Here is a 26,137-nt window from a genome sequence, read left to right as displayed (position 1 = left end):
CGGCGAGCCGACCCGCATCCACCGCTGCGCCGGTAAACTCGACGGTTATGTCCGACGGCCCCCTGATCGTCCAGAGCGATCGCACGGTTCTGCTCGAAGTCGCGCACCCCGAGTCCGAGAACGCACGGCACGAGCTTGCCGTCTTCGCCGAACTCGAGCGCGCTCCGGAGCACATCCACACCTACCGCATCACGCGTCTCGGACTGTGGAACGCCCGCGCCGCCGGCCACGACGCGCAGGACATGCTCGACACCCTCGACCGCTGGTCGCGCTTCCCCGTGCCGCCGTCGGTCGCCACCGACATCCGCGAGACCGTCGGCCGCTACGGACGCCTCGTGATCGAGCGCGGTCCCTACGGCGACGACGACGACGCGCTTCTGCTGCGCTCCACGGATGCGGCCGTGCTCGCCGAGGTCTCCCGCAACAAGCGCATCCAGCCCCTGCTCATCGCGCACCCCTCGCCCGGTGTCCACGTGATCGATGCCTGGGCGCGAGGCCAGATCAAGCAGGAACTGCTGAAGATCGGCTGGCCGGCCGAAGACCTCGCGGGATACACCCCCGGCACCCCGCATCCGATCGACCTCGAAGAGACGGATTGGTCGCTGCGCCCCTACCAGCGCCAGGCCGTGGACATCTTCACGGAAGGCGGCTCCGGCGTCGTCGTGCTGCCGTGCGGCGCGGGCAAGACCCTCGTGGGAGCCGCCGCGATGGCCGATACCAAGACCACGACGCTCATCCTCGTGACCAACGCGGTCAGCGCGCGCCAATGGCGCGACGAGCTGCTCAAGCGCACGACGCTCACCCCGGAGGAGATCGGCGAGTACTCGGGCCAGGTCAAAGAGATCAAGCCCGTCACGATCGCGACGTATCAGATCCTCACCGCCAAGCGGAAGGGCGAATACGCCCACCTCGCCCTGCTCGATGCGCTGGATTGGGGCCTCGTGGTCTACGACGAGGTGCATCTGCTGCCGGCACCCGTGTTCAAGCTGACCGCCGATCTGCAGGCGCGTCGGCGCCTCGGTCTCACGGCGACGCTCGTTCGAGAGGACGGACGCGAGGGCGACGTCTTCAGCCTCATCGGCCCCAAGCGCTTCGACGCGCCCTGGAAGGAGATCGAGGCTCAGGGCTTCATCTCACCCGCCGCCTGCTTCGAGGTGCGCGTCGACCTGCCCGCCGACGAGCGGCTCGAGTACGCCGCAGCCGTCGACGAGGACCGTTATCGCCTGGCCGCCACGGCACCGGCGAAGATCGATGTCGTCCGCGCGCTCGCCGCACGGCACAGCGACGAGCAGATCCTCGTGATCGGTCAGTATCTCGACCAGATCGACATCATCGCCGAGGCCCTCGGCGCCCCCAAGATCACCGGCGCGACGCCGGTCGACGAGCGCGAACAGCTCTACCAGGCCTTCCGCGAGGGCACGGTGCCGCTGCTCGTGGTCTCGAAGGTCGCCAACTTCTCTGTCGACCTGCCGGATGCGTCCGTCGCGATCCAGGTGTCCGGATCGTTCGGTTCCCGTCAGGAGGAGGCGCAGCGCCTCGGGCGCCTGCTGCGGCCGAAGAGCAACGGCCATACGGCCAGCTTCTACACGCTCATCGCCCGCGACACGGTCGACCAGGACTTCGCGCAGAACCGTCAGCGCTTCCTCGCCGAACAGGGCTACAGCTACACGATCCTGGATGCGGACGACCTGCTGGCCGCAACGCGCTGACCCGCCGGAACGCCCGCATCCAGCCATCCCACCGAATCGGTCACCATAATGGGCCTATGACCGCACCGCGCATCCTCGTCGTCGACGACGAACCGAACATCCGCGACCTGCTCATCACGAGTCTCAAGTTCGCCGGTTTCCAGGTTCGCGCCGTCTCCAACGGGGCACAGACGATCTCGGCCGTCCTCGAGGAGGAGCCGGATCTCATCGTGCTCGATGTCATGCTGCCCGACATGAACGGCTTCAGCGTGACCAAGCGCCTCCGTGAGGCCGGATACACCGCTCCCATCCTGTTCCTCACCGCGAAGGACGATACGGAGGACAAGATCACCGGGCTGAACGCCGGGGGCGACGACTACGTCACCAAGCCGTTCTCGCTCGATGAGATCGTCGCCCGCATCCAGGCGATCCTGCGCCGCACGATGCAGGCGGACGAGGAGTCCGTGATCCGCGCCGGTGAGCTCACCATGGACCAGGACACGCATGACGTGTACGTGGGCGACGCGCAGATCGAGCTGAGCCCGACGGAGTTCAAGCTGCTGCGCTACCTCATGCTCAACCCGAACCGGGTTCTGTCCAAGGCGCAGATCCTCGATCACGTCTGGGAGTACGACTTCAACGGCGACGCCGGCATCGTCGAGAGCTACATCTCGTACCTGCGTCGCAAGATCGACCCGCACTCCTCTGAGCCCCTCATCCAGACCAAGCGCGGCTTCGGCTACATGCTGAAGACCAAGTCCTGACACCGGAGCGCGCCCTGGGCACCGAGAGCGACAGCGTCACACGCTGGTGGCGCGGGATCAGCCTGCGCGCGAAGGTGACCGGAGTGACAGTGGCGGTGCTCGTCGTCGGTCTGCTCGCGGCGGGGCTGGGCACCATGGTGTTCCTGCGCACCACACTGCTGACGAACCTCGACCAGAACCTCAAGCAGGTGGCCCAGTCGGCGATCGCGAGCGCGCTGGTGGAAGCCACGATCGACGCCGACGGCACCCTCGAGTTCGCGCCCAGGGAAGAGGCCGGCGGCACCGCGTACACGGTGGCCCTGTACGCCTGCACGGCGGAGGGCGCTCGGCTGGCGGTCGCGGGAGGCCAGGATGCGTCGACGACGCCGGTGCTTCCCGACACCTACCCATGCGACCGCGCCTACATCGACCAGGACACCGTCACGACGCTCGACGGCAGCAACAACTCGCACTTCCGTGCAACGGTGATCGTGACCCCGGTGGAGGGGACGAACGCGACCGTCGTGCAGCTGGTGGCTGTGCCGACCGGGCCGACGGAGCGGATCGTCGCGACCTATCTCGGCATCTACGCGATCCTGGCGCTGGTCATCGTGATCGCGAGCGCCTTCCTCATACGGTGGGTCGTGACCCTCACCTTCCGCAGCCTCGGGCAGGTGGAGCGTACGGCCGATGCGATCGCCGGCGGCGACTTCAGCCAACGCATGACCGACATCGAGCCCGACACCACCGAGGTCGGCCGACTCAAGCGCGCCATCAACACGATGCTCGGGCGCGTCGACGCGGCGATCTCGCAGCGCGACGCCACCGTGCGCCAGATGCGCCGGTTCATCGGTGATGCGAGCCACGAGCTGCGTACGCCTCTCGTGACCGTGCGCGGTTACGCGGAGCTCTACCGGATGGGCGCGATCCCGGATGCGGAAGCCACCGCGCAGGCGATGGAGCGCATCGAGAAGGAGGCCATGCGCATGACCGCCATGGTCGAGGATCTTCTGGCGCTCGCACGCCTCGACGAGAAACGCGATCTCGTGCTCGCACCCGTCGACCTGCGCCCGATCGCCCGCGACGCGGCACTGGATGTCGGCGCCTCTGCACCGCAGCGCCGCGTGAGCGTGATCGATACGACCTCCGCCGCTCCCGAGCCCCTGCGCACACCCCCGGTCTCGGCCTCACCGCAGGCACCCGCAGATGTGCCGCCACGGCGGCGCGGCGCTGTTCCCACGGCCGCGATCACCCTGGCTGCGCGCCTGCGACGACGCTCGCGCGACGGCGGCGACACCGGAGAGGTGCAGCCGCTGCCCGTGGCCTTCCATCCGCGCACGCCGATGATGCCGCCGGTCGTCATGGGCGAGGAGAACCGCATCCGTCAGGTCGTCGCGAACCTGCTGGGCAACGCGCAGCGCTTCTCCGCGCCGGACTCCCCCATCGAGCTGCGCGTGGGCACGGACCTCGAGAACCGCATGGGTTGGATCGACGTGATCGATCACGGCGAAGGTATTCCGGAGCAGATCCGCACGCAGATCTTCCAGCGGTTCTGGCGCGCCGACACCTCGCGCGCCCGGGAGACGGGCGGATCGGGGCTCGGTCTGTCGATCGTCGCCTCCATCGTGGAGTCGCTGCAGGGAGCCGTCGAGGTGCGAGACACCGAGGGCGGCGGGGCGACCTTCCGGGTCTCGCTCCCCCTCGCCGTCGACCAGGACGCCTCCGCACACCTGCTCATCGACACCCAGCCGTTGGAGCGTCTGCCGGATCTTCCGCTGTCCTGATCTCCCCAGTCGGCGAAAGCCGGCGCGTGGCCCCCAGCCGTCACGGACGTCCCCCCGGGCCTCGCGCGCCGCGTCTAGCGTCGGAGTCTCCGACAGAGAGGGGCTCCCCATGGCGACCTTCGCCGTAGACAGCGACCAAGTGGCGGCAGCGACCATCGCGATCCGTGGAACCATCGACCGGCTGCAGGGAGAGTCCACCGCGCTGCTCGCGCAGCTGGGCGCGCTCCAGAGCTCGTGGACCGGGGCCGCATCCGGCATGTTCCAGGGCACGATCGAACAGTGGCGGGCCGCCCAGCGCACCGTGGAGGACGCCCTCGCGAGCATCCACGTGGCGCTCGGCGTGGCCGCACAGCACTACACCGAAGCGGAGCAGGCGAACATGACACTGTTCCGCTGAGATCTCCGGTCCCCCACCGGAAACGGCGGATGCCCCGGTCCCTTGCGGGGCCGGGGCATCCGTTCGTGAGGTCTGGACTCAGAAGTCCATGCCGCCCGACGGGTCAGCAGGAGCGGCGGCAGCCTTCTCCGGCTTGTCGGCGACGACGGCCTCGGTGGTCAGGAACAGACCGGCGATCGACGCGGCGTTCTGCAGCGCCGAACGGGTGACCTTGGCGGGGTCGATGATGCCCTGCGCGAAGAGGTCGCCGTACTCACCGGTCGCGGCGTTCAGGCCGTGACCGACGGGCAGGTCAGCCACCTTGTTGGCGACGACACCGGGCTCGAGACCGGCGTTGAGGGCGATCTGCTTGAGCGGAGCCTCGATCGCGACACGAACGATGTTCGCGCCGGTCGCCTCGTCGCCCGTCAGCGTCAGCCCCTGGAACGCGGTCTTGCCGGCCTGGATGAGCGCGACGCCACCACCGGCGACGACACCCTCCTCAACGGCAGCCTTCGCGTTGCGGACGGCGTCCTCGATGCGGTGCTTGCGCTCCTTGAGCTCCACCTCGGTGGCCGCGCCCGCCTTGATGACGGCGACGCCACCCGCGAGCTTGGCGAGGCGCTCCTGGAGCTTCTCGCGGTCGTAGTCGCTGTCCGTGTTGTCGATCTCGCGACGGATCTGGGTCACGCGACCCTCGATCTGAGCGGAGTCACCGGCACCTTCGACGATCGTGGTCTCATCCTTGGTGATGATGACCTTGCGGGCACGGCCGAGCAGGTCGAGGGTGGCGTTCTCGAGCTTGAGGCCGACCTCCTCGGTGATGACCTGGCCGCCCGTGAGGATCGCGATGTCCTGCAGCTGAGCCTTGCGGCGGTCGCCGAAGCCGGGAGCCTTGACGGCGGCCGACTTGAAGATGCCGCGGATCTTGTTCAGCACCAGGGTCGCGAGAGCTTCGCCCTCGACGTCCTCGGCGATGATGAGGAGCTCCTTGCCGTCCTGGATCACCTTGTCGACGATCGGCAGGAGGTCCTTGATGTTCGAGATCTTCTGGTTGGCGATCAGGATGTAGGGGTCTTCGAAGACCGCTTCCTGGCGCTCCGGGTCGGTCACGAAGTAGGGGTTCAGGTAGCCCTTGTCGAAGCGCATGCCCTCGGTGAGCTCGAGCTCGGTGCCGAAGGTGTTGGACTCCTCGACGGTGACCACACCCTCCTTGCCGACCTTGTCGATCGCCTCGGCGATGAGCTCGCCGATCGCGGGGTCAGCGGCGGAGATCGACGCGGTGGCGGCGATCTGCTCCTTGGACTCGATCTCCTTGGCGTCGGCCAGCAGCGCCTCGGTCACCGCGGCGACGGCCTTCTCGATGCCCTTCTTGAGCGAGATGGGGTCGGCGCCGGCTGCGACGTTGCGCAGACCTTCGCGCACGAGCGCCTGAGCGAGAACCGTGGCCGTCGTGGTTCCGTCACCGGCGACGTCATCGGTCTTCTTCGCGACCTCCTTGACGAGCTCCGCGCCGATCTTCTCGTACGGGTCGTCGAGCTCGATCTCCTTGGCGATGGAGACACCGTCGTTCGTGATCGTGGGTGCGCCCCACTTCTTCTCGAGGACGACGTTGCGGCCACGGGGACCCAGGGTCACCTTGACGGCGTCGGCCAGGGTGTTCAGGCCGCGCTCGAGGCCACGACGGGCCTCCTCATCGAAAGCGATGATCTTTGCCATGTGTGTCTCGTCCCTCCCGGACGTTGGCTTGTGTCTTTAGCACTCAGTGATATCGAGTGCTAATCCATTCTGGCACTCGCCCCCGGGGAGTGCAAGCCGCCGCGAGTGCCGTGAGCGAGCGCGGCGCACACGACGAGACCCCCGAGCACCGACGGGCGCTCGGGGGTCTCGCGAGTAGGGGTCTCAGGCGACGATGCGAACCGACTCGGCCTGCGGACCCTTCTGTCCGCTGCCGACCGTGAACTCCACGGCCTGCCCTTCTTCGAGGACGCGGAATCCGGTCATGTCGATGTTCGAGTAGTGGACGAAGACGTCCTCACCGTCGCCGGAGGTGATGAATCCATACCCCTTCTCGGCGTTGAACCATTTGACGGTGCCCTGGGCCATACGAGTCTCCTGATGCTGTAGAACGCAGTCATCGTATGCAGCCCGAACAGCGTCGAAGCGACGGATCCGGCACAGTTGACACAGCAGCAGCGAACTGTTTACGCCGCGGAAACACGCGGCCGTCGAGGAGGAGCCTCAGGGGGTCGGAGTGGGGCTCGGCGCCCCCGCAGCGGTGCGGTCCAGTCCGATCACGATCGTGAGCTGTTTCGCCTGCGACTCGTCCACATCGGCCGTGCCGGCGTCGTCGGTCGGCTGGTACTGGTTGCTCTCGGCGACGTCCGCCCCGCCGATGAGCTCGGCGAGACCCTTGGCCGCTGCCTCGTCCCCCGGGAAGGCGTAGTAGACCGTCGTCTGCGGGAAGTCGGTGGCGCTGGCGCTGCTCGCGTTGACGAGGTCGGCACCCCACCCCTTGGCGATGAGCTCGTCCTTCAGGGTGGTCGCCAGTCCCGTCTCCGGCGTCGCGTTGAGCACCAGCACGGAGAAGGACATGTCGACGACGGGCGTCACTTCGGGAGTCGGAGTCGGCGTCGGAGTCAGCGAGGGCACCAGCACGATCCGCCCGGAAAGCACCAGACTCCCGAAGATCCCCGCAGCGATGAGGACGATCGTGACGACGATCGCCCAGAGGGTGACGACTCCCGCCCGCATGCGCGGATTCTCGGCGCGGTGGGCTCCGACACGCCCCGAGGTGTTCGGCAGGTCGTCGAAGCGGTCGCGGGGATGCGGGTTTCGGGACACCCCACGATGCTACCGGAGCCCCTCGCTCCGCCCGCGGAGCGAGGCTCAGGCGCCGCGGCGGGCTGTCGAGCGCTCACGCCGACGCTCATCGCGGATGCGGCGCAGGCGGCCGACGAGGAGCGGATCGTGGGCCAGAGCGGCCTGCGTATCGATCAGCCTTCCCAGCAGTTGGTAGTACCGCGCGGGGGCGAGCTGAAGCTCGACGCGGATCGCCTCCTCCTTGGCGCCGGTGTGCCCGAGCCAGCGCGCCTCGAAGGCGAGCAGCTGGGAGTCGCGCTCGCTCAGAGCGTCGGATGCGGAGTCGCGCACGGGCACGGGACAACGCTAACCGAGCGGTCCCGCCGCATCCGGACGCCACTCCACGGCCGCCCCCAACGGGTCGACCGCGGCGAGCACCTCACCGTCCAGCGCCAGAGCGAAGCGATCCTTCGGCCAGTCGACCGAATCGATAGGCCCGCTCCAGCCGTCGTGCAGCCCCGGCGCGTCGATCGTGATCCAGCGCCCCGATGCCCGCGCCGCGTCGATGATGCGACGCCGCCCGTCCCAGGGCACGTGGGCGAGGACTCCCGGCGTCGTGACCACGAGCGTCGCGTCGGGCGGGGCGGCCCGCGCGAGCTCGGCGATGACGCCGGGAGCCGCCGCATCCGCCGCGTGCAGGATCGGAGGCTCTTCGGCCGCGACGTCGAGTGCCGCATCGATGCGCTCCCGACGTCCGCTCTCCCCCGGCCACACGAGCCCCGTGAGCCAGCGGCGATCCTCGGCAGAGCGGACGTCGAGCGGATGCAGGTCGATGCCCGCCCGCCACACGACCGTCGGGATGCGCAGCTCCGCCTCCTGACCGCTCCAGTCGCACGAGAGCACCACGGGTGCGGGACCGGCGATCGGATCCAGCCGTCGCGCCCGGCCCGATTCCGAGACGTAGCGATAGGAGTAGCGATCCGGGTACAGACACAGGCCTGCGCTGGCGCCGACCTCCAGGAGTGCGACGGGACCCTGGATCCGGGACAGCGCGGGAAGCAGGGCGGCGCAGCGCCCGGGCTCGTTCGTCTGCACCGAGCGGGCCGCGGACTCCGCCACGAGGGCGTCGGCGTGGGCGAGCACCCATGCTCCCCACTCCGTGCCGTCCGTCTCCGGCGCTCCCAGAAGCCTGCTGACGGCGAACACCAGGGGTGGCTGCCGATGGGTCGCCGGGATCCGCGCCAGGACGGCGGCGAGTTCCGGGGTGGTCTGCACCGCGTGCGCCCAGCTCTCGTAGAGCCTGCTGCGGCCCGGCGCCTCTTCCTCGGCGAAGCGCCGGTAACGCGCGATGACGGCCTCGAGTTCGCTCATCCGCTCATTCTCGGTCACACGGGAACAGTGCCCCCGCAGGTCGGGTTGAATGGGACAGAAGGAGGACCAATGAGCTACGCAGTGAACAAGTCCGAGGAGCAGTGGCGCGAGGAGCTCGGAGCAGACAAGTACGCGGTCTTGCGTGAGGCCGCGACCGAGCGCGCCTGGACGGGCGAGCTGCTCGACGAGTCGCGAGCAGGCCTGTACGCCTGCGCCGCCTGCGGTGCCGAGCTGTTCCAGAGCGGGACGAAGTTCGATTCGCACTGCGGCTGGCCGAGCTTCTACGAGTCGGTCCGCCCCGAAGCCGTGGAACTGATCGAGGACAACAGCCACGGGATGGTGCGCACCGAGGTGCGCTGCGCCTCCTGCGGCTCCCACCTCGGTCATGTGTTCCCCGACGGCTTCGGCACGCCCACCGGCGACCGGTATTGCATGAACTCGATCGCGCTCGAGTTCACCCCGGAGACCGGCGAATGACAACCGGCGCACGCGACGCGATGCGCGTGCGCCGATCGTGGTCCAAAGTGACCGACGAGGCGCCGACCCGTGACGAACTCGTCGACATGGTCGCGGCCGCGGGACGGGTGGCCGACCACTCGTCGCTGCGACCGTGGCGGCTGATCGAGCTGCGCGGCGAAGACCGTGAGCGTCTCGGACGCGCGATACACAAGGCGGAGAAGAAGGACGGCGCATCGACCAAGCCGCTGCGCGCCCCGCTGCTGATCGCGGTCGTCGCGCGCATCCAGAAGGACAAAGTGCCGGATTGGGAGCAGGAGGCGGTCGCGTCCGGCGTCGCGCACATGCTGAGCCTCGCTCTCGACGAGGCGGGATGGGGCGTGATCTGGCGCACGGGCCACTACACCCGCAGCAAAGCCGTCGCCAAGGTGCACGGGCTTCGCAAGAACGAGCGGCTGTTGGGGTGGCTGTACGTCGGGGGCAAACCCGACCTGTCCCGCGAGACACGGATCAAGCAGATCGACGGCGCGGCGTTCCTCAGCAGGCTCCCGCGCTGATCATCGGCGCCGCCAGCGCGGGACGGTCGCGACGACGACACCGCCGACAGCGACGACCACGGCGATCAACGCCACCTCGATGGGCGGCCCGGCATGTCCGGGAAAGAGCGCGTCGATGACGACGGAAGCACCGAGCAGGCCCACCACCGATCCGAGCCCCAGTTGGAGCACACCGGTGTGCCGGACAAGGGCGGCCGACAGGAAGATGTAGACGACGCCGATGGCACCGCCCACGTAGAGCCACGGTTCGGACGGCAGCCGAGGCGGTCCCGCGATCCCGAGCCGGACGGCGGCCGCCGCCGCCAGGAGCACGGTGCCGCCGGCGAAGTTCACGAGTGTGGCCGTCAACGGGCTGCCCACCTCGTTGCGCAGTCGTCCGTTCGTCGCCTGCTGCCAAGCGATTCCCGCGCCCGCGAGCAGGGGCAGCACGAGCAGCCAGACCGGAACGGATGCGGCCCCCTCACCCACCAGTGAGACCACCACCGCCGCAACGACGAGCAGAGCCCCGACAAGGCGTCCGATGGTGACCCCGACGACGCCGGCGGGACCGTAGCCGACCCGATCGAGGACGACCCCGTTGACGGTCTGCCCCGCGACCACGCCGACAGTGAAGGCCGCGACGCCGATCGCCGCGACCGCGAGTCCCTGCGTGAAGACGGTGAACGCTCCCGCGGCACCGCCGAGGATCATCCATACCGGGATGCGGCGCTCGCGAACACCCGCGATGAGGCGGGCGATTCCCGCGCGGCCGCCGGCCAGCAGCGCGCTGAGGGCGAGCAGGATGAGGAAGCCCGATCCGAACGAGATGGCGGCGGCCGTCAGAGCATCGCCGATCGCCGCGCCCAGCGCGCCGTTGATCTGCGCCTGGGTCGCCGTGAGAACGCCTACGAGGACAGCGCCGGCGAGGGCGATCGGTCGGGGCAGGCGACGTGGGTGGGGCGAGGTCACCGATCGAGACTACGCGGGGGCACGGTTCACGACCCCCAGACGGCAGCGACCAGGTCGGTCAGCAACGCCTCCCCGTCCGTGTTCGACGCCGACTGATAGATCCACACACCGTCCCGCACGTAGATCGTCTCGACGCTGTCGACGGGGTAGGTGGTCCCGCCGATCGTATGCGTGCAGATGAAGGCGGGCTCGTCCCCCACCTGGCACGAATACCCTTCGCTCGGCAGCGTCGACTCCGCGTAGGACTGTGCCTCATCCGCATCCGCTCTGCTGATCAGGAGGAGATATCCGGTTGCGTCGCCGACGATCCAGTTACAACCGAGGACGAGGCTCGCGTCGGGTGGTACTGGGCGCGTGAACTGGGCCGCATCACCGTACTCCGTCATCTGGTCGACGGTCGCGGCGCGGGTTGCCGCGGATCCGACCGCGCCGCAATCAGCCGGAATCTGCGCCGACGGCGGCTGAGGGCTCGGCGCAAGGGTGACGCTCGCCGTCGGCGTCGGGGTACTGGGCGAGGGAGCCGGCGCGCTGGTGGAGGGTGGCGGATCGGGCGTGGCTGTGCACCCCGCCACCACGAGCGACAGCCCCACGATGAAAGCGGCCCCCAGGATCCTGACGTTGCCCATATCTCCCCCTACGCGCGAGTGTACGCCCGGCACGACCGGCGCCCCGAGACGTGGTTCAGGCAGTGGAGGCTTCAGCGCCGATGGGGGAATCGACCGCATCCACGGCCTCCGTCATCGCATGGAGGAAGCCGACGATGGCGTCTGCATCGCCGGGGCCGAGAGACCGGACGGCAGCCATCATCCGCGTGTGCATACCGTCCAGCGTGCGGCGCACCTCGACGTGGGCGAGATCCGTCGTCTCGACAAGCAACCGCCGACGGTCCTGCGGGTGCGGTTTGCGCTTCAGGTGTCCGCTGCGCTCGAGCCGATCCAGGATCCCCGTCACCGAGGGCGTCGAGACTCCTAGGTACCTGCCGATATCGACGGGCGAGACTTCTCCGCCCCGTTGAGCTGCACGCATGAGGTACTGCAGCAGGAGGAGGTCGTTCTCGCCCATGCCCATGGACTCCTGGGTGCGGCGGCGCATCGCCATCTCGGCGGCGCGATACGTGCGCAGCGCGTCGAGCACTCGTCTGCCTGCTTGCTGGCGCACGTCGTTCGCGTTGTACCAGTACATTGCGCGGTCGCTCATCGAAACTCACGATTCGCGAAATGTTTGCTTGCCATATCGCTAGCCTACCTAGTAATGTCCTCATCGAACAAGCCTCGTCACGATCGAAAGGTCTCCTCATGGGACAGCTCTACTACGCAAACTCCACTGCCCCGGTCGAGATGAACGATCGTCTGCTGGCGCATGTCAAGGTGGTCGCCACCACGAAGTTGCGTCGCCAGGAATCCTTCACGCTCAACGTCCGCGGAGAGGATGGACGTGAGACGCTCTGGATCCATTCATCGATCCCCCTACGGTTCGTCTTCTCCTCCGCAGAGCCCGAGTCGCTGAACCCCGTCTTCCTCCAGTCCCTCGCCGAGTCCGCCAGTTCGACGGCGGGACTCACGGTCGACATCGACGACGAGATTCCCGCGGCTCAGCAGCAGCCACGCCGGCGGGCGGCATGACGACGACGCTCGCGCCGTTCGTCGCAGCCGCATCCCGGACCACGTGGAACCACGTCGACGACGGACTGTACGTCGCTCAGCGTGACGGCGACTTCTTCGGCTACATCGACCGCAACGACGACGGAAGCTTCGTCGCCTTCGACCGCTTCTCCTCGCCTGTGGGGCGCTACGCGAGCCTTTCCGCCGCGAAGGCGTCGCTCACGACGGTCGTCTCGGACCCCGTCAACCGTCGAAGACTGCGCGCACGCGAGCGCATCCCGTTCGTCGTCGCGACGTGGGCAGGACTGGCGGCGCTCGCCGTGGCCGTCACCGCCGGAGTGCTTTTTCCGGGCTTCTGACGCGCGCGACACATACCGCGCGCCTCGCCTCGGTGTGAGACCTGCCGTCCCGCGACGTTATGGACCGCGGGGTCACTCGCCTCGGACAGGGACGATCGAATAGAGTTCGACGATTTCCCCGTGTTCACCAGAGAGGCATCAGTTGTTCACCTCGAGCTCCACCCGCGTGGACTGGATGGATGTCCTCAGGGGACTCGCGATCATCCTCGTCATTCTGTTCCACTCCGTCGTCCTAGCTGGCGTGTACTCCGAGCACTCCTTCAACAAATTGGACACTTTGGGAGTGATCATCACGCCGCTAAGAAGGCCGATCATCTTCATCCTGTCGGGTCTTCTCGTCACGAGATCACTCGCGAAGGGACCGTGGATCTACCTCTCGGGCAAGGTGAGGCGAGTCCTCTATCCCTACCTGCTGTGGGCGATCATCATGTTCTGGGTAGCGGCGCACTGGTACGAGAACTTCGGATTCCACCCGGAGCCAGATTTTCTGGTTGATCTTCACCCGGCCCGGCGATCATCTGTGGTTCCTCGCCTACCTCTTCGTCTACTACCTGCTCGCCCTCGCGACGCGGAGTATCCCTCCCCTCGTGATCGTGTTCGCACTAATCATGGCCGGAGCCTTCCTATCGACCGGCGAAGGTCCGCGGTTCTTCAGCAACGCAGCCGCCTTCTTCATCGGTGTGACACTCGGACCGCATCTGCCGGCCCTCGCAGCGTTCGTCCGACGCAGGTGGACGAGTATCTTCCTTCTCGGAGCGGCCATCGCCCTGAGCGCCGCCGGGACGCTCGGGATCGCACGCCTGTCGATCGCGGTCTGGCAGATGCCGCTCTACGTCGCGGGTTTCCTCGGCGCGGCCGGATGCGTGGCCATCTTCGCGTCGACGCGATGGTGCGCTTTCCTTCGTTACATCGGCCGCCGCACGGTCAGGCTTTACGTGCTGCACGTCCCCTTCATCATGTTCCCGCTCGGATACCTGCGCTTCGCAGGAAGCGTTGAGCCATGGCCCATGCTCGGAGTCGCGCTCGTGCTAGGTTTTGTGCCGCCATTGATCATCAGCTGGCTGACTGATCGGTACCCGGTACTCGAGTGGCTCTTCGCATGGAATCCGACGGGGACATTGTTTAGCGGGTCCACCGCCAAGTTCGTTCACTAGACGTCGGTACTCTCTCGCGCCCACGATCTTCGAGAGCGCGGGCAGACTTTAAGAGCGCGGAGCAGAAGCGGGACTGGGCAGGCGGTTAGGGAGTACCGCGTCACCAATCCAGCGAAATGCTGAACATCTACGGCGAGTACACCGCTTGAAGTGCATCCACGAGCCGCCCCGCGAAATACGCATGTCCGCGCGATGAGGGATGATAAGGATCGCCAAGTGCCCAAGGCATATCCTCGGTGATCCAGTCGACTGCATCAATGTATGAGACATTCTCCGCCGCATAAATCTGCCGCAGCATCGCGTCGAGCTCGGGGACCGGATCACCTCCAGTGGGGCCGAGCGCGATGATCCGCGCGTTTGGGTACGCGCGGCGCAAGCTCGCCAGCGTGGACTCAACTGCGAAGCGAAGCCGATCCACCGTCGGGTTGGAGGTGGTTGCCTCATTCAATGTTGTGTCGTTGATGGACCCTTCGAGGATCACCAGCGGAACATCCTCGTCGATGGGAAGTGTCTTTGCGCGCGTGGGATAGGACTCATCCTCCGGCGGGTTGGGGCCCTTCTGAATGAACCCTGTACCCGCCTCGCCGAGCACGACCGCGTCCCACCCGAACACATTGGCGGTCAAGTACGCGAATCCTCCCGTTAGGGGATCCGACCAATACCCGGCGGTCCACGAGTCGCCGAAGAACACGACGCGCGAACCGGCCGGAGGCACAGCAACTGGCGCGTCTCGGTGCGAAGCGATCACATACCCAGCCACCCCGCCAGCGGCGATCAACACGACCGCAGCGACGATCCCCCAGAACCAACGCACCGTTACAGCCTACGTTGCACCTCCTGGGGGACCACTCCCACGAGCCCGTTATCCGCACGCTCGTCTTCGCAGACGCCGGCTACCGTGCCCGATCTACGAGAGTCAGCAGCCCCCAGATCGCCCCGCTGATAGGGTCGAACGGACCGACATAGGGGTTGTCGGAGCACGGATAGGACGCCCGCCCGAACGGCGCCGAAGCGGTCTCGGGGGTGACGATTGTGTTTGATGCCATCGGCCGACAGATCGAAGAGCTGTTCGAGGCACGCGATTGGAACCGCGCGGCCGCTCTCATCGAGGCTCATTGGGGCGAAGCCCTGCTGGTAGAACCACGTCGTCTGCAGGCGTGGCTGTTCCGGTTCCCTGAGGATTTCGCTCGGCGCAACTCGCGCATCATCCAGGGGAAGGTGTACCTGGACAGGATCATCGACGATCCGGCCGCTCACACGACCAAGTTCCGGGGCAACACGTCTGCCAGCGAAGCGCAGTCGGCTTTCGACCGGGTCACGCAACTGACCATCCGGGCGGCCGCCGCACGCGCCAGCGGCGACCTCGACGAAGCTACGCAGTACGCCCTGCGCGCGCGGCGGATCGTGGACGAAAGCGCAGCCGATGAACGCGAGAGCATGCAGGCAGCCCTGCCGGAGATGACGTACGCGTGGGGCTACGTATGGGAGCATTCCGGCGACCTCCGGGCCGCGTTCCGCGAATACACCTACAGCTATGACCTCGCCCTGCTCCTGGGAGATCTCATGGGTCAGTCGCGGAGTGCCGCAGCCATCGCCTGGTGCCACGCGCTGGCAGGACGGAACTCGGAGGCTCGACGTTGGCTGGAACGCGTCCCCGAGATGAGGGACGAGTGGTGGGTGCCCCGCAGCCGCGCGGTTGTTCTGCTCGCGGAGGCGCTGCTTCTCTATGACCGGCTCTCCTTCGATGAGGCCAGTGCGCGCCTCTCGCTGATCGACCTCCAGGCGGCGAGCGAGCGAGCTCATGCACACATGTACCTCAGCGCGCTCTTAGCGGAGTCGTCCGCCGAGGCCATGCGCCTGCTGGTGAGCGTGGACGCGCCCGCGATGGCCATCGCGCACTCCGCCTCGCAAGGGCAGAGCGCCGCATTCGTGGCTCTTTCGAAGCATGCCCTTCTCACGAGGCTGGGGATGCACACGGCCGCGCGCGACGCCCTGGGAGTCGACGACGACCTCGGCGGCGAGGTCGTCTCCGCGCTCGTGCGCGTTCAGCGCATCGCGGCAGACGCGCACGCGGGGTTCGACGAGCGAGTGCTCCATGCGGCTTCGCTCATGAGCGCGAGCAGTTCGCACGCGCCGCGCGCGCTGGTCGCAGCGCTCGCGCTACGCGCTGCTGCCTCGCGGGGCCTTGCGATCAGCGCGGGTGCCGACGACTTCCGTCTGGCCGCATCCATCGCATCGGAGCAGGAGTTGTACTCGCCCTTCGTCCTGCTCCCCCGTGCGGACGTGAGTAAACTCGCCGCCGACAGCGACAGGCTTTCACCGGATGTCGCCGATGCGATCATCCGCGCTGCCAGAGTCGATGCGAGCGATCCGTTTCAGAGGCTCACACCTCGCGAGCGGGCGGTACTCGGCGTTCGCCTCAAAGACGCGACGCTCGAGGAGATCGCGACGGAGCACTACCTCTCGGTCAACACCGTCAAGTCTCAGATTCGGAGTGCGTACCGCAAACTCGGCATCTCGTCCGTGGAAGAGCTACGGTCGCTCGCCGCCACATACGGCTTCTCGCAGTGAGCGACAGACCGAGAGGCGAAACGCGTCGACGACCGTCTCGTGCCCCGCGTTCCAGTGCCGGCTACAGGACTTGAACCTGCAACCCCCTTATGACAACGTGCGCGTCGACGCCCGTCTCGTGCCCCGCGTTCCAGTGCCGGCTACAGGACTTGAACCTGCAACCCCGTATGACAACGTGCGCGTCGACGCCCGTCTCGTGCCCCCCGTTCCAGTGCCGGCTACAGGACTTGAACCTGCAACCCCCGTATTACAAGTACGGTGCGCTACCAATTGCGCCAAGCCGGCGTGACCGCCTGGCGGCCTGGCGCCCTCGCGAGCGCACGGACGAGTCTATGCGCTCAGCGCGGGCGGATTACGACGACGGAGTCGGTGTCGGCGTGGGGCTGGCCGTGCGGTAGTACGCATCGCTCGCCGTGGTGAGCACGAACTGCGCGAACTCCTTCGGGTCGTCGAGTGCGCCCTGGTAGAGCTCGCCGTTGACGAAGATCATCGGCGTGCTGGTGAGCGTCAGACCGTCCGTGCCCGGGATGCCGGCGACGGCCGTGTCGGTCGCGTTCTTGGCCCATGCCATGAACTCGCCGTTCTCGATGCAGGAACGCACCTGACGAGGCTCGGTCGCCCCCGCTGCCTGGGCCATGTCGGCGAGCGTGTCGTCGCTCAGTCCGTCGGATGTGGCCTCGGGCTGCTGCAGCAGCAGCTGGTGGTTGAAGGCGAACACCGTGTCGGGCGAATAGGTCGCGACACAAGCCGCCGCGCCCGCCGCACGCAGCGAGTACTTCGTGCCGTTCGACTTGGCGGTCAGCATGGCGACGGGGTGGTACGAGAGCGTCGCGGCACCCTCGGTCACCCAAGACGAGAGCTGGGGAGCATTCGCGGTTTCGAACTGCTTCGCCCCGGGAGCGAGGTAATCCACATAGACGCGGATATCGACGGACGAGCGGTTCGTCGGCACCGGCGTGGGGGTCGTGTCACCCTGCGGCGCCGCGGATTCGGTCGGCGCGGGCTCGTCCACGGAGCCTCCGAGAACCGACACACCGGCGACCGAGGCGACAGCAAAGCCGCCGTCGACCGCGCCACTCGGCTGGAGCTGCGGGGAGGACGTCGACGAGCTCACCGCGAACACCACGGCGGCGACCACGGCGCCGACGACCGCGACACCGCTGATCGAGAGCGCGGCCACGCGGAGTCGGCCGACCCGCGCATGGCGCTGCCGTACTCGCTGCGCCTTCTCGCGCACCGCCTCGCGGCGGTCGCTCGGCGCCGGGACGTTCGATGAGTCGTCGCTCGACATAGGACCTCTGAAGAAAACGTAGGGACCGGCGGAGTCCGGTCGAGCCGCACGGGAAACGGCCGATCCGATGCTAGCCAGAGAGCCTGAGAAATGCCCAGACGCTCGTGCCATACTGAGAGGTGCGCCCGATGGCGGGCGTTGCGGGTCACCCCCGCGCATCCATCACTACGGATCGTCCGGCACGTACCTGCCGGTGAAGGAGAAGAAACAGTGGCAACTGTCACGTTCGACAACGCAACGCGTCTGTACCCGGGGGGAACTCGCCCGGCCGTCGACAAGCTCAACCTCGAGGTCGGAGACGGCGAGTTCCTCGTCCTGGTCGGCCCCTCCGGTTGCGGTAAGTCCACCTCGCTGCGCATGCTCGCCGGCCTCGAAGAGGTCAACTCGGGCAGCATCCGCATCGGCGACCGCGACGTCACCGACGTCCCGCCGAAGGACCGCGACATCGCGATGGTGTTCCAGAACTATGCCCTCTACCCCCACATGACGGTCGCCGAGAACATGGGCTTCGCGCTCAAGATCGCCGGCGTCGGCAAGGAAGAGCGCGCCCAGCGTGTGCTCGAGGCCGCCAAGCTGCTCGACCTCGAGGAGTACCTGACCCGTAAGCCGAAGGCACTCTCGGGTGGTCAGCGTCAGCGTGTCGCCATGGGCCGCGCCATCGTGCGTCAGCCGCAGGTCTTCCTCATGGACGAGCCGCTGTCGAACCTCGACGCCAAGCTCCGCGTGCAGACGCGTACCCAGATCGCGTCGCTGGTGCGTCGCCTGGGCGTCACCACGGTCTACGTCACGCACGACCAGACCGAGGCCCTCACCATGGGTGACCGCATCGCCGTGCTGAAGGACGGCCTGCTGCAGCAGGTCGGCACCCCGCGCGACCTGTACGAGAAGCCGAAGAACGTCTTCGTCGCCGGATTCATCGGCTCCCCCGCCATGAACCTCTTCCCGGCCGACCTGGCCGAGGGCGGCGTCCGCTTCGGTGACCTCGTGGTCCCCGTCGAGGCCGACACCATCGGCAAGGCGCACGGCACCGAGGTCACCATCGGCGTTCGTCCCGAGGACATCCAGGTGGCTCCCGCCGACGGCAAGGGCCTCTCGGTGGTCGTCGACCTGATCGAAGAGCTCGGCGCCGACGGCTACCTGTACGGCCACTCCGAGATCAACGGCAAGCGCACCGACATCGTGGCGCGCGTCGACGGTCGTCGTCACCCGAGCGCCGGTGAGACGGTCATCCTCGCCCCCGTCCCCGGTCACGTGCACGTGTTCGACCTCGAGAGCGGCGAGCGCCTGAACGACAAGGCGATCGCTTCGGTCTGATCGGAACGACCCCCGCGGCGCGGCGGATCCACCCGGATCCGCCGCGCCGCGACATATGTGGAGGGACACCATGGCGGACTCGCTGACCATCACGGCCAGTGCGATCGATCCCGCGCTGCTGACGCTGCCATGGAGCACGCCGCTCGCGGACTGGTCCAGCAACGACATCGTGCAGCTTCCCAAGGGCCTCTCGCGCCACCTGGTGCGCTTCTCGACCCTCAGCGGCAAGGTCATCGCCGTCAAGGAGACGACCGGCGAGATGGCGCGGCGCGAGTACGACATGCTCGGCAACCTCGCGCGCCTCGACGTGCCGTGCGTCGACCGATTCGCCGTGATCGACGGGCGGACGGATGCGGCCGGCCACCCGCTGCCTGCGGCTCTGGTGACCGCCCACCTCAAGTTCTCCCTGCCCTATCGCGCCCTCTTCACCCAGGTGCTGCGACCGAACACTGCCTCCCGCCTCGTCGACGCGCTCGCCGTGCTCCTTGTGCGCCTGCACAACGTGGGGTTCTTCTGGGGCGACGTCTCGCTCTCCAACACCCTCTTCCGACGGGATGCGGGCGCCTTCGCCGCGTACCTCGTGGACGCCGAGACGGGCGAGCTCCACGAAGGCGGCCTGACGCGCGGTCAGCGTGAGCACGACCTGGATGTGGCACGCACGAACATCGCCGGCGAGATCATGGACCTCGCCGCCGGCGGCCGTCTGGCCGGCGACGTCGACGCGCTCGACATCGCCGACGGCATCGTCTCCTCCTATCGCTCCCTCTGGGCTGCGCTGACCGACAAGGAGAGCTTCTCCGCGGCGGAGTCGTGGCGGATCACGGAGCGCGTGCAGCGGCTGAATGCACTCGGCTTCGACATCGGAGAGATGTCGATCGACACCGCGACGGACGGCGCGCTGGTCTCCATCCAGCCCAAGGTCGTCGACGCCGGCCACCACCAACGCCGCCTGCTGCGCCTCACCGGTCTCGACGTCGAGGAGAACCAGGCGCGACGGCTGCTCAACGACCTCGACGAGTTCCGTGCGCGCATCTCCCGCGTGGGCTCCGACGAGGAGATGGTCGCCCACGAGTGGCTCACACGGAAGTTCGAGCCGGTCGTCAAGGCGATCCCCTTCGATCTGCGCTCCAAGCTGGAGCCCGCAGAGGTCTACCACCAGGTGCTCGAGCACAGCTGGTACATGTCGCAGGCACGAGGCCGCTCCGTGCCGCTCGCGGAAGTGCTCACGAGCTACATCGACGATGTCCTGCGCCACCGCCGCGACGAAGCCACCGTGGTGGGCCCCCCGACCGAGGCGACGTCGATCATCCCCGTGCTGCGCGACGACTACGTGCCTCGCGACGCGGACGACGACGAGGACGAGGCGATCGACTGGCGCGACCTGGTCTGATCGCGGACGGCGGCTCGCCGCATCCGCTCACGTCGGTTCAGTAGCCGACGGTGAAACGCTCCCGCGAGTGACGCGGCGTCTCGATCTCGTCGAGCACCGCCACGGCGAGGTCGGCGCCCGAGATGAACGAATCGCCGTTCTCGTCGACGACGAGCACTTCGCCGCCGTCACGGTACGAGCCGGTGCGCTCTCCCGGCGCCCATGCACCGAATCCCCCCGCGGGGTGGATGTAGAACCAGTCGCGATCGCCCGCGCGGGTCTGGAGGTCTTCGAGGATGCCGATGGCCTCGAGCGCTTCGGGCTTGTATTCGTCCGCGAAGCCCTCGGTGTCGACAAGGCGCGGGCCGCCCTCGGCGACGAGGCTGCCGCCCGCGCCGCCGATGACGCCGATCCGCACGTCCTCGGGAAGCACCGAGAGCAGCTGCTCGATCGCCGGGCGGAGCGCGCCGAGCATGTCGCCGCGCGCGGCAACGGCCGAGACGACCACATCCACACCGATCAGCTCGTTCACGAGGGTGGGGACATCGAGCAGCGTGGCCTCGATGTACGTGGCGCCCTCGACGCGTTCGGCGGGAACGGTGCGTGCGACCGAGAGGACTGTGTGCCCGCGCCGGACCGCCTCCGCGACGATGTGGCTGCCGGCGTAGCCGGTTCCTCCGAGGACGGCGATACGAGACATGGGTGCTCCTTCGGTCGAGGTCTCAGGCCGACCGTAGCGTGGCGACCTGGTAGAGCGCGACGGACGCGGCGATCCCCGCGTTCAAGGACTCTGTCGCAGCGGAGATCGGGATCGACACGATCTGGTCGCACGTCTCGGTCACCAGGCGCGAGAGGCCCTTGCCCTCGGAGCCGACGACGATCACGACGGGACGGTCCGCAAGCTGCAGGGCCGGAAGCGCCACGTCACCGCCGCCGTCGAGGCCGAGCACGAATACGCCCTGCTTCTTGAACTCCTTGAGCGTCGTCGTGAGGTTCGCGGCCATGGCGACGGGGAGGCGCGCTGCCGCTCCCGCGCTCGTCTTCCATGCGGCGGAGTTGACACCCGCGCTGCGACGCTGCGGAATGATCAGGCCCTGACCGCCGAACGCCGCCGTGGAGCGGATGATGGCTCCCAGGTTGCGGGGGTCCGTCACACCGTCGAGCGCCACGATCAACGGCAGCTCGTCGCGGTCGATGATCTGCTCCAGCAGGTCCTGCGGGCGTGCGTACTCGTACGGCGGCACTTTCAGCGCCACACCCTGGTGCACGCCGTCGAAGCCCGCCATCCGGTCCAGTTCCTGCCGAGTGACCTCCAGCACGGGGATCTCACGGTGCGTCGCGATCGAGAGCATCTCCTTGACGCGGTCGTCCATCTCGACGCGCTGCGCGATGTAGAACGCGGTCGCGGGGATGCGGGCGCGCAGCGCTTCGAGCACGGAGTTGCGGCCGGTGACCGTCTCGGTGTCGTCGTTCTGCTTCGAGCGCGGCGTACGGTTCAGGCCTGCGACGCGCGGGGCGGTCTTTCCCCCGGCCGCGACGAAGCGCTCCTGGGCGGCCTTGCGCTTACCCGCGGGGTGCCAGGCACGATCCTCCGCCTTCGGTGTCGGGCCGCGGCCCTCGAGCGAGCGGCGGTTCTTGCCGCCGGTGCCCTTCGTGGGGCCCTTCTTCTTGCCCCGTCCGGCTGACGGGTTTCCCGGCTTAGCCACGTTTCACACTCCAATGGGTCCCCTCGGGACCGTCTTCGAGGACGATGCCGGCGGCCGCGATCGCATCGCGCACCCGGTCGGCGCTCGCCCAGTCCTTCTCTGCTCGCGCCTGGGCGCGTTGGTCGATCATGACGCGCACGAGCGCGTCCAGGGCTCCCGCTTCGGGACCAGCCGCGCTCTTGCGCCACCGCTCGTCGAGCGGATTGATTCCGAGGATGTCGGTCATGGCGACGACCTCGGCCGCGCGGCGGCGCGCGTTCTCCGAGTCTCCCTCATCCAGTGCCGCGTTTCCTGCACGCACCGTCTCATGAAGGACGCCGAGAGCCTGCGGGACGCCGAGGTCGTCATCCAGCGCCGCGGCGAACGCTTCGGGAACCACAGCTGTCTCCCGCCCTGCGCCCACGCGTTCGGCGCGGTCGAGGAAGGTTCGGATGCGATCGAGCGCCGCCTCAGCTTCGTCGAAGGCCTTGCCGGAGACATCGAGGCTCGAGCGGTAGTGCGCGGCGGCGAGCGCGTAGCGCACCACGAGCGGGTCACGCTCGGCGAGCACGTCGGCGGCGAGGGTGAAGTTGCCGAGCGACTTCGACATCTTCTGGCCGTCGACGGTGACGAGACCGTTGTGCACCCAGTACTGGGCGAACGCGTCGCCCGCTGCGGTGGACTGCGCGAGCTCGTTCTCGTGATGCGGGAAGCGCAGGTCCAGACCGCCGCCGTGGATGTCGAATCGCGGACCGAGGTACCGGCGCGACATCGCCGAGCATTCGATGTGCCATCCCGGGCGCCCCTCACCCCAGGGCGACGCCCACCGCGCATCCGCCGGCTCGCCGTCCTTGGCGCCCTTCCACAGCGCGAAGTCGTGCGGGTCGCGCTTGCCGCGAGGGTCCGCATCCGCCGCCGCTTCCATCGCGTCGACGTCCTGATGCGTGAGCGCACCGTAGGCAGGCCACGACCGCACGTCGAAGTACACGTCGCCGGATCCGTCGGGCGCCGGGTAGGCGTGACCGCGCTCGATGAGCAGCGTGATGAGCTCGATCATCTGCGGAATGGATGCGGTGGCTCGCGGCTCGTACGTCGGCGCGAGGATGCCGACCGCGGCATAGGCCCGGCTGAACGCGAGCTCCATACGGTAGGCGAGCGCCCACCACGGCTCGGTCGGCGTCGCGTTCGCGAGCACCTTGTCGTCGATGTCCGTGACGTTGCGAACGAACGTCACCCGGCCGAATCGGTATGCGAGCCAGCGGCGCAGCAGGTCGAAGCTCAGCGCAGCGCGCACGTGACCGATGTGCGGGCCGGACTGCACCGTCGGGCCGCAGACGTACATCGTGACGTTGCCGTCCTCCAGGGGCGCGAAGTCGCGCAGCGCCTGCGCCTGGGTGTCGTAGAGCCGGACCGTCACTCCACCAGCCTACCGGCGGGGCTGTGTCACCATCCCGACACATGACGGCGGTAGAAAGGGAGGATGCTGCCCGTGTTCGCCGTCCTCGCTGCGGCGGTGCTGTTCGGCACCACGGGCACCTCGCAGGCGCTGGGCCCGGACGGGACGACACCCCTCGGCGTCGGAGCGGTGCGTCTGCTCATCGGCGGAACCGCGCTGGCGGTCATCGGCTTCGCCCTCGCCCGCCGTCACCGACGCGCCACAGCGGCCGCATCTCCCCCGCTGACCGCGCGCGCTCTGGCGCTCATGGCGCTGACGGGTGTCTGCCTCGCGGCGTACCAGCCGCTGTTCTTCCTCGGCACGGCCCGCGGCGGCGTCGCCGTGGGCACCGTCATCGCGCTCGGATCCGCGCCGGTATTGGCGGGACTCATCGAATGGGCGATCACCCGGCGCCTCCCCCGACCCACGTGGCTCGCGGCGACCGCGCTCGCCACGACCGGGGTCGCGCTGCTGACCTTCGCCGGAGGCGGCTCCGGTTCGGCGGATCCCCTCGGCGTGCTCGGGTCACTGGGTGCCGGTGCGGCATTCGCCGTCTTCGCCAACGCGCAGCGCCGGTTGATGTCGACCGGGTGGGACCCCTTCACCGTCGCCGGAGCGATGGGCGCCGGGTCGGCGATCAGCGCCCTGTTCATGCTCCCGTTCGCCTCGTTCGAGTGGCTCGCCGAACCCGGCGGAGTCGCCGTCGCGCTCTGGCTCGGGCTCGCGACGATCGCGGTCGCGTACACGCTGTTCACCTGGGGTCTGCAGCGCCTCACCGCGGCGACCGCGGCGACGCTGACCCTCGCCGAACCCTTCACCGCCACCTTGCTCGGGCTCGTCGTGCTCGGAGAGCACCTCGGCGCCGCATCCGTCATCGGCATCGCCGTGCTGACCGCCGGTCTCATCGTGCTGGCCTGGGGCTCCCGTCGGCGAGATCCCGAACCGTTCCCCATCGAAGGATGACCATGCTCGATTACCGCGTCGACGACCCGACCCGCGGCCCGGCGCACGACCTCGTGACCTCGCATCTCGCCGCCATGCACGCCGGCACACCCGCCGAGAGCGTGCACGCGCTGGACGCGACGGGCCTCAGCAGCACCGACGTCACCTTCTGGTCTGCGTGGTCCGACGGCGAACTCGCGGGCATCGGCGCTCTCAAGCGGTGGGGAGACGACCGCGGCGAGCTGAAGTCCATGCGGGTCGCCGACGCCTTCCGCGGAACGGGCGTCGGACGCGGCATCCTTCGCCACATCCTCGGCGAGGCGGCAGCGATGGGCCTGACGAGCGTGTGGCTCGAGACGGGCAGCACACCAGAGTTCGTACCCGCGGCGCGCCTGTATGAGAGCGAGGGCTTCATCCGATGCGGGCCGTTCGCCGACTACCGCGACGACCCGTTGTCGCTCTACTTCACCCGGGCGATCTGATCGGTCACTGCGCGGGAAGCAGCATCGCGACGGCGACCGCGAACACGCCCTCGCCACGCCCCTCGAAGCCGAGCCCGTCGGTCGTCGTGGCGGAGACGGATACGGGGGCGCCCAGCGCTTCGCTCAGCGCCGCCTCCGCTTCGCGACGCCGGGGCGCGAACCGCGGACGCGTGGTCTGCACCTGCACCGACACGTTGCCGACGACCCACCCCGCCTCGCCCACGAGAGCGCGGGTCCGAGCGAGGAACGCGTCAGCGTGCGCGTCCGCGTACTCGGGGCGGTCGACCCCGAAATGCGTGCCGATGTCGCCCAGACCCGCCGCAGCCAGCAGGGCGTCGACGACGGCGTGGGCGACCGCATCCCCGTCCGAGTGTCCGGAGAGGGCCGGCTCGCCCGGCCAGTGCAGTCCCGCGAGCCACAGCTCGCCGTCTCCGGCGAACGCGTGGACATCCGTTCCGACACCCACGCGCGGCGCGGGCACCGGCTGCTGAAGGTGCACAGGGCGCTGGGCGGCGGGTGCCAGAAGCGCGCGTGCGCGCTCGAGGTCGGCGGGATGCGTGATCTTGAAGCCGAGCGCATCGCCCGCGACGGCCGCGATGCGGTGACCCGCCGCGGCGACGAGCGCCGCATCATCCGTGAACTCGGCGTCGGCGACGGCGTAGGCCGCGCTCAGGACGTCGCGCCGGAATCCCTGCGGGGTCTGCGCCGCGCCCAACTCGGAGCGATCGACCACACCGACGATCTCATCGCCGTCGACGCGCTTGATCGTGTCGACGACCGGAAGGACCGGAACGGCGCCCCATCCGGTCCGTTCGACGGCATCCACGACCCGGGTGAACACCTCGGGCGGCGTCAGGGCGCGCGCGGCATCGTGGACCAGCACGATCTCGATGTCGCCCCAGAGGGCAGCGAGCCCCGCGGCGACCGACTTCTGACGGGTGTCGCCGCCCGACACGACGCTCACGCGTTCACGGGCGTCCCCCGCGGCGGCGAGCGCCTCCGTCAGAGCTTCGCCCGTGCGATCGGCGGGAGCGACGACGACCACTTGGGCGTCGAGCCCGCTGCGGAAGACACCGTCGAGGGCATGACGCAGCATCGTCTGCGTGTCGATTCCCACGAAGGCCTTGGGGACATCTTCACCGAGACGGGTACCGGACCCGCCGGCGACGACCACGACCGCGATACGCGGCACGGGCTGAGGCACGAAGG

Annotated in this window: 27 protein-coding genes, 1 tRNA gene and 1 pseudogene; 14 read left to right on the top strand and 15 right to left on the bottom strand. The window is 68.4% G+C overall.

Annotated elements, in window-relative coordinates; translation table 11 throughout:
- The first annotated feature begins 47 nt into the window (after window positions 1-47).
- The 4 genes from QE377_RS12615 to QE377_RS12600 all read left to right on the top strand — a co-directional run bounded on the left by QE377_RS12615 (window position 48) and on the right by QE377_RS12600 (window position 4,612).
- Window positions 48-1,709: a DNA repair helicase XPB gene (locus QE377_RS12615; RefSeq protein ID WP_307323675.1), complete on the top strand. Its 1,662-nt coding sequence runs from the start codon at window positions 48-50 to the stop codon at window positions 1,707-1,709.
- Between the two features lie 56 nt (window positions 1,710-1,765).
- A complete protein-coding gene (locus tag QE377_RS12610) occupies window positions 1,766-2,452 on the top strand; it encodes a response regulator transcription factor (protein WP_307323673.1) in 687 nt (228 codons plus the stop codon).
- Window positions 2,453-2,535: 83 nt separating this feature from the next.
- Complete coding sequence (locus tag QE377_RS12605; protein WP_307323672.1) at window positions 2,536-4,215, top strand: cell wall metabolism sensor histidine kinase WalK; 1,680 nt, start codon at window positions 2,536-2,538, stop codon at window positions 4,213-4,215.
- A gap of 109 nt (window positions 4,216-4,324) precedes the next feature.
- Window positions 4,325-4,612, top strand: a complete 288-nt coding sequence (locus QE377_RS12600; RefSeq protein WP_307323669.1) for a WXG100 family type VII secretion target — start codon at window positions 4,325-4,327, stop codon at window positions 4,610-4,612.
- Between the two features lie 78 nt (window positions 4,613-4,690).
- Here QE377_RS12600 and groL read toward each other — a convergent pair whose 3' ends face one another.
- The 5 genes from groL to QE377_RS12575 all read right to left on the bottom strand — a co-directional run bounded on the left by groL (window position 4,691) and on the right by QE377_RS12575 (window position 8,764).
- Window positions 4,691-6,310 carry a chaperonin GroEL gene (gene groL / locus QE377_RS12595; protein ID WP_137417656.1) on the bottom strand — a complete coding sequence of 540 codons (1,620 nt, stop codon included), beginning with the start codon at window positions 6,308-6,310 and terminating at the stop codon, window positions 4,691-4,693.
- Between the two features lie 183 nt (window positions 6,311-6,493).
- The gene (locus QE377_RS12590) at window positions 6,494-6,697 is read right to left on the bottom strand and encodes a cold-shock protein (protein ID WP_137417657.1); all 204 of its coding nucleotides are present in this window, start codon (window positions 6,695-6,697) and stop codon (window positions 6,494-6,496) included.
- 135 nt (window positions 6,698-6,832) lie between these two features.
- Window positions 6,833-7,435 (bottom strand): LytR C-terminal domain-containing protein, encoded by a 603-nt coding sequence (locus QE377_RS12585; RefSeq protein WP_307323666.1) that lies wholly within the window; start codon window positions 7,433-7,435, stop codon window positions 6,833-6,835.
- Between the two features lie 45 nt (window positions 7,436-7,480).
- The gene (locus QE377_RS12580) at window positions 7,481-7,750 is read right to left on the bottom strand and encodes a DUF3263 domain-containing protein (protein WP_307323662.1); all 270 of its coding nucleotides are present in this window, start codon (window positions 7,748-7,750) and stop codon (window positions 7,481-7,483) included.
- 9 nt (window positions 7,751-7,759) lie between these two features.
- Complete coding sequence (locus tag QE377_RS12575) at window positions 7,760-8,764, bottom strand: DUF2332 domain-containing protein (RefSeq protein ID WP_307323660.1); 1,005 nt, start codon at window positions 8,762-8,764, stop codon at window positions 7,760-7,762.
- Between the two features lie 69 nt (window positions 8,765-8,833).
- On the opposite strand from QE377_RS12575, the gene msrB reads away from it, so the two are divergent.
- Both msrB and QE377_RS12565 read left to right on the top strand, forming a co-directional pair.
- Window positions 8,834-9,241, top strand: coding sequence for a peptide-methionine (R)-S-oxide reductase MsrB (gene msrB, locus QE377_RS12570; protein ID WP_307323657.1), 408 nt, complete (start codon window positions 8,834-8,836; stop codon window positions 9,239-9,241).
- Complete coding sequence (locus QE377_RS12565; RefSeq protein WP_307323655.1) at window positions 9,238-9,777, top strand: nitroreductase family protein; 540 nt, start codon at window positions 9,238-9,240, stop codon at window positions 9,775-9,777. Before msrB ends, QE377_RS12565 begins: the two co-directional genes overlap by 4 nt.
- Here QE377_RS12565 and QE377_RS12560 read toward each other — a convergent pair whose 3' ends face one another.
- From QE377_RS12560 to QE377_RS12550, 3 genes are all read right to left on the bottom strand, one after another.
- Window positions 9,778-10,725: a DMT family transporter gene (locus tag QE377_RS12560; RefSeq protein WP_307323653.1), complete on the bottom strand. Its 948-nt coding sequence runs from the start codon at window positions 10,723-10,725 to the stop codon at window positions 9,778-9,780.
- 26 nt (window positions 10,726-10,751) lie between these two features.
- Window positions 10,752-11,111 (bottom strand): hypothetical protein, encoded by a 360-nt coding sequence (locus tag QE377_RS12555; protein WP_307323650.1) that lies wholly within the window; start codon window positions 11,109-11,111, stop codon window positions 10,752-10,754.
- Window positions 11,112-11,406: 295 nt separating this feature from the next.
- The gene (locus QE377_RS12550; RefSeq protein ID WP_307323648.1) at window positions 11,407-11,922 is read right to left on the bottom strand and encodes a MarR family winged helix-turn-helix transcriptional regulator; all 516 of its coding nucleotides are present in this window, start codon (window positions 11,920-11,922) and stop codon (window positions 11,407-11,409) included.
- A gap of 98 nt (window positions 11,923-12,020) precedes the next feature.
- Here QE377_RS12550 and QE377_RS12545 point away from each other — a divergent pair, with 98 nt between their 5' ends.
- The 3 genes and pseudogenes from QE377_RS12545 (at window position 12,021) to QE377_RS12535 (ending at window position 13,839) form a co-directional block, all read left to right on the top strand.
- Window positions 12,021-12,347, top strand: a complete 327-nt coding sequence (locus tag QE377_RS12545) for a hypothetical protein (RefSeq protein WP_307323645.1) — start codon at window positions 12,021-12,023, stop codon at window positions 12,345-12,347.
- Window positions 12,344-12,685, top strand: a complete 342-nt coding sequence (locus QE377_RS12540; RefSeq protein ID WP_307323643.1) for a hypothetical protein — start codon at window positions 12,344-12,346, stop codon at window positions 12,683-12,685. Before QE377_RS12545 ends, QE377_RS12540 begins: the two co-directional genes overlap by 4 nt.
- Before the next feature lie 175 nt (window positions 12,686-12,860).
- Window positions 12,861-13,839 (top strand): annotated as a pseudogene (locus QE377_RS12535) (acyltransferase family protein).
- A 127-nt stretch (window positions 13,840-13,966) separates the two neighbouring features.
- Here QE377_RS12535 and QE377_RS12530 read toward each other — a convergent pair.
- A complete protein-coding gene (locus QE377_RS12530) occupies window positions 13,967-14,653 on the bottom strand; it encodes an SGNH/GDSL hydrolase family protein (RefSeq protein ID WP_307323639.1) in 687 nt (228 codons plus the stop codon).
- A gap of 209 nt (window positions 14,654-14,862) precedes the next feature.
- Here QE377_RS12530 and QE377_RS12525 point away from each other — a divergent pair, with 209 nt between their 5' ends.
- A complete protein-coding gene (locus QE377_RS12525) occupies window positions 14,863-16,410 on the top strand; it encodes a LuxR C-terminal-related transcriptional regulator (protein ID WP_307323636.1) in 1,548 nt (515 codons plus the stop codon).
- Between the two features lie 212 nt (window positions 16,411-16,622).
- On the opposite strand, the gene QE377_RS12520 is transcribed toward QE377_RS12525, so the two are convergent.
- Both QE377_RS12520 and QE377_RS12515 read right to left on the bottom strand, forming a co-directional pair.
- A tRNA-Thr gene (locus QE377_RS12520) sits at window positions 16,623-16,695 on the bottom strand.
- A 67-nt stretch (window positions 16,696-16,762) separates the two neighbouring features.
- Entirely contained in the window at window positions 16,763-17,701 is a 939-nt protein-coding gene (locus tag QE377_RS12515; RefSeq protein WP_307323633.1) for a thioredoxin domain-containing protein, read from the bottom strand.
- A 210-nt stretch (window positions 17,702-17,911) separates the two neighbouring features.
- Between QE377_RS12515 and QE377_RS12510 the strand changes: the two genes are divergently transcribed.
- Both QE377_RS12510 and QE377_RS12505 read left to right on the top strand, forming a co-directional pair.
- Window positions 17,912-19,015: an ABC transporter ATP-binding protein gene (locus QE377_RS12510; protein ID WP_137417668.1), complete on the top strand. Its 1,104-nt coding sequence runs from the start codon at window positions 17,912-17,914 to the stop codon at window positions 19,013-19,015.
- Between the two features lie 70 nt (window positions 19,016-19,085).
- The gene (locus QE377_RS12505) at window positions 19,086-20,405 is read left to right on the top strand and encodes a DUF4032 domain-containing protein (protein ID WP_137417669.1); all 1,320 of its coding nucleotides are present in this window, start codon (window positions 19,086-19,088) and stop codon (window positions 20,403-20,405) included.
- Between the two features lie 37 nt (window positions 20,406-20,442).
- On the opposite strand, the gene QE377_RS12500 is transcribed toward QE377_RS12505, so the two are convergent.
- From QE377_RS12500 to cysS, 3 genes are read right to left on the bottom strand one after another with little or no spacing between them, the layout of a single operon-like run.
- Window positions 20,443-21,084, bottom strand: a complete 642-nt coding sequence (locus tag QE377_RS12500) for an NAD(P)-dependent oxidoreductase (protein ID WP_307323627.1) — start codon at window positions 21,082-21,084, stop codon at window positions 20,443-20,445.
- A gap of 22 nt (window positions 21,085-21,106) precedes the next feature.
- Window positions 21,107-22,090 (bottom strand): 23S rRNA (guanosine(2251)-2'-O)-methyltransferase RlmB, encoded by a 984-nt coding sequence (gene rlmB, locus QE377_RS12495; RefSeq protein ID WP_307323625.1) that lies wholly within the window; start codon window positions 22,088-22,090, stop codon window positions 21,107-21,109.
- Complete coding sequence (gene cysS, locus QE377_RS12490; protein ID WP_307323623.1) at window positions 22,083-23,486, bottom strand: cysteine--tRNA ligase; 1,404 nt, start codon at window positions 23,484-23,486, stop codon at window positions 22,083-22,085. The genes rlmB and cysS overlap by 8 nt, the downstream gene beginning before the upstream one ends.
- Window positions 23,487-23,549: 63 nt before the next feature.
- Between cysS and QE377_RS12485 the strand changes: the two genes are divergently transcribed.
- Both QE377_RS12485 and QE377_RS12480 read left to right on the top strand, forming a co-directional pair.
- Entirely contained in the window at window positions 23,550-24,467 is a 918-nt protein-coding gene (locus QE377_RS12485; protein WP_307323620.1) for a DMT family transporter, read from the top strand.
- Window positions 24,464-24,928, top strand: coding sequence for a GNAT family N-acetyltransferase (locus tag QE377_RS12480; protein ID WP_307323618.1), 465 nt, complete (start codon window positions 24,464-24,466; stop codon window positions 24,926-24,928). The genes QE377_RS12485 and QE377_RS12480 overlap by 4 nt, the downstream gene beginning before the upstream one ends.
- 4 nt (window positions 24,929-24,932) lie before the next feature.
- Here the strand turns inward: QE377_RS12480 and ispD are convergent, their stop codons facing one another.
- Entirely contained in the window at window positions 24,933-26,132 is a 1,200-nt protein-coding gene (ispD, locus tag QE377_RS12475; RefSeq protein WP_307323616.1) for a 2-C-methyl-D-erythritol 4-phosphate cytidylyltransferase, read from the bottom strand.
- Between the last annotated feature and the right edge of the window lie 5 nt (window positions 26,133-26,137).

It is taken from the genome of Microbacterium sp. SORGH_AS_0862 (genome assembly GCF_030818795.1).
GTDB lineage: Bacteria > Actinomycetota > Actinomycetes > Actinomycetales > Microbacteriaceae > Microbacterium.
This window is presented reverse-complemented; position numbering and strand designations above follow the sequence as displayed.

Bases quoted from the DNA above. Each gene is read 5' to 3' on its own strand.
- QE377_RS12615 (WP_307323675.1), top strand. From the start codon at position 48: ATGTCCGACGGCCCCCTGATCGTCCAGAGCGATCGCACGGTTCTGCTC.
- QE377_RS12610 (WP_307323673.1), top strand. From the start codon at position 1,766: ATGACCGCACCGCGCATCCTCGTCGTCGACGACGAACCGAACATCCGC.
- QE377_RS12600 (WP_307323669.1), top strand. From the start codon at position 4,325: ATGGCGACCTTCGCCGTAGACAGCGACCAAGTGGCGGCAGCGACCATC.
- groL (WP_137417656.1), bottom strand. From the start codon at position 6,310: ATGGCAAAGATCATCGCTTTCGATGAGGAGGCCCGTCGTGGCCTCGAG.
- QE377_RS12590 (WP_137417657.1), bottom strand. From the start codon at position 6,697: ATGGCCCAGGGCACCGTCAAATGGTTCAACGCCGAGAAGGGGTATGGA.
- QE377_RS12575 (WP_307323660.1), bottom strand. From the start codon at position 8,764: ATGAGCGAACTCGAGGCCGTCATCGCGCGTTACCGGCGCTTCGCCGAG.
- msrB (WP_307323657.1), top strand. From the start codon at position 8,834: ATGAGCTACGCAGTGAACAAGTCCGAGGAGCAGTGGCGCGAGGAGCTC.
- QE377_RS12565 (WP_307323655.1), top strand. From the start codon at position 9,238: ATGACAACCGGCGCACGCGACGCGATGCGCGTGCGCCGATCGTGGTCC.
- QE377_RS12555 (WP_307323650.1), bottom strand. From the start codon at position 11,111: ATGACGGAGTACGGTGATGCGGCCCAGTTCACGCGCCCAGTACCACCC.
- QE377_RS12550 (WP_307323648.1), bottom strand. From the start codon at position 11,922: ATGAGCGACCGCGCAATGTACTGGTACAACGCGAACGACGTGCGCCAG.
- QE377_RS12545 (WP_307323645.1), top strand. From the start codon at position 12,021: ATGGGACAGCTCTACTACGCAAACTCCACTGCCCCGGTCGAGATGAAC.
- QE377_RS12540 (WP_307323643.1), top strand. From the start codon at position 12,344: ATGACGACGACGCTCGCGCCGTTCGTCGCAGCCGCATCCCGGACCACG.
- QE377_RS12515 (WP_307323633.1), bottom strand. From the start codon at position 17,701: ATGTCGAGCGACGACTCATCGAACGTCCCGGCGCCGAGCGACCGCCGC.
- QE377_RS12505 (WP_137417669.1), top strand. From the start codon at position 19,086: ATGGCGGACTCGCTGACCATCACGGCCAGTGCGATCGATCCCGCGCTG.
- QE377_RS12500 (WP_307323627.1), bottom strand. From the start codon at position 21,084: ATGTCTCGTATCGCCGTCCTCGGAGGAACCGGCTACGCCGGCAGCCAC.
- QE377_RS12485 (WP_307323620.1), top strand. From the start codon at position 23,550: ATGCTGCCCGTGTTCGCCGTCCTCGCTGCGGCGGTGCTGTTCGGCACC.
- QE377_RS12480 (WP_307323618.1), top strand. From the start codon at position 24,464: ATGACCATGCTCGATTACCGCGTCGACGACCCGACCCGCGGCCCGGCG.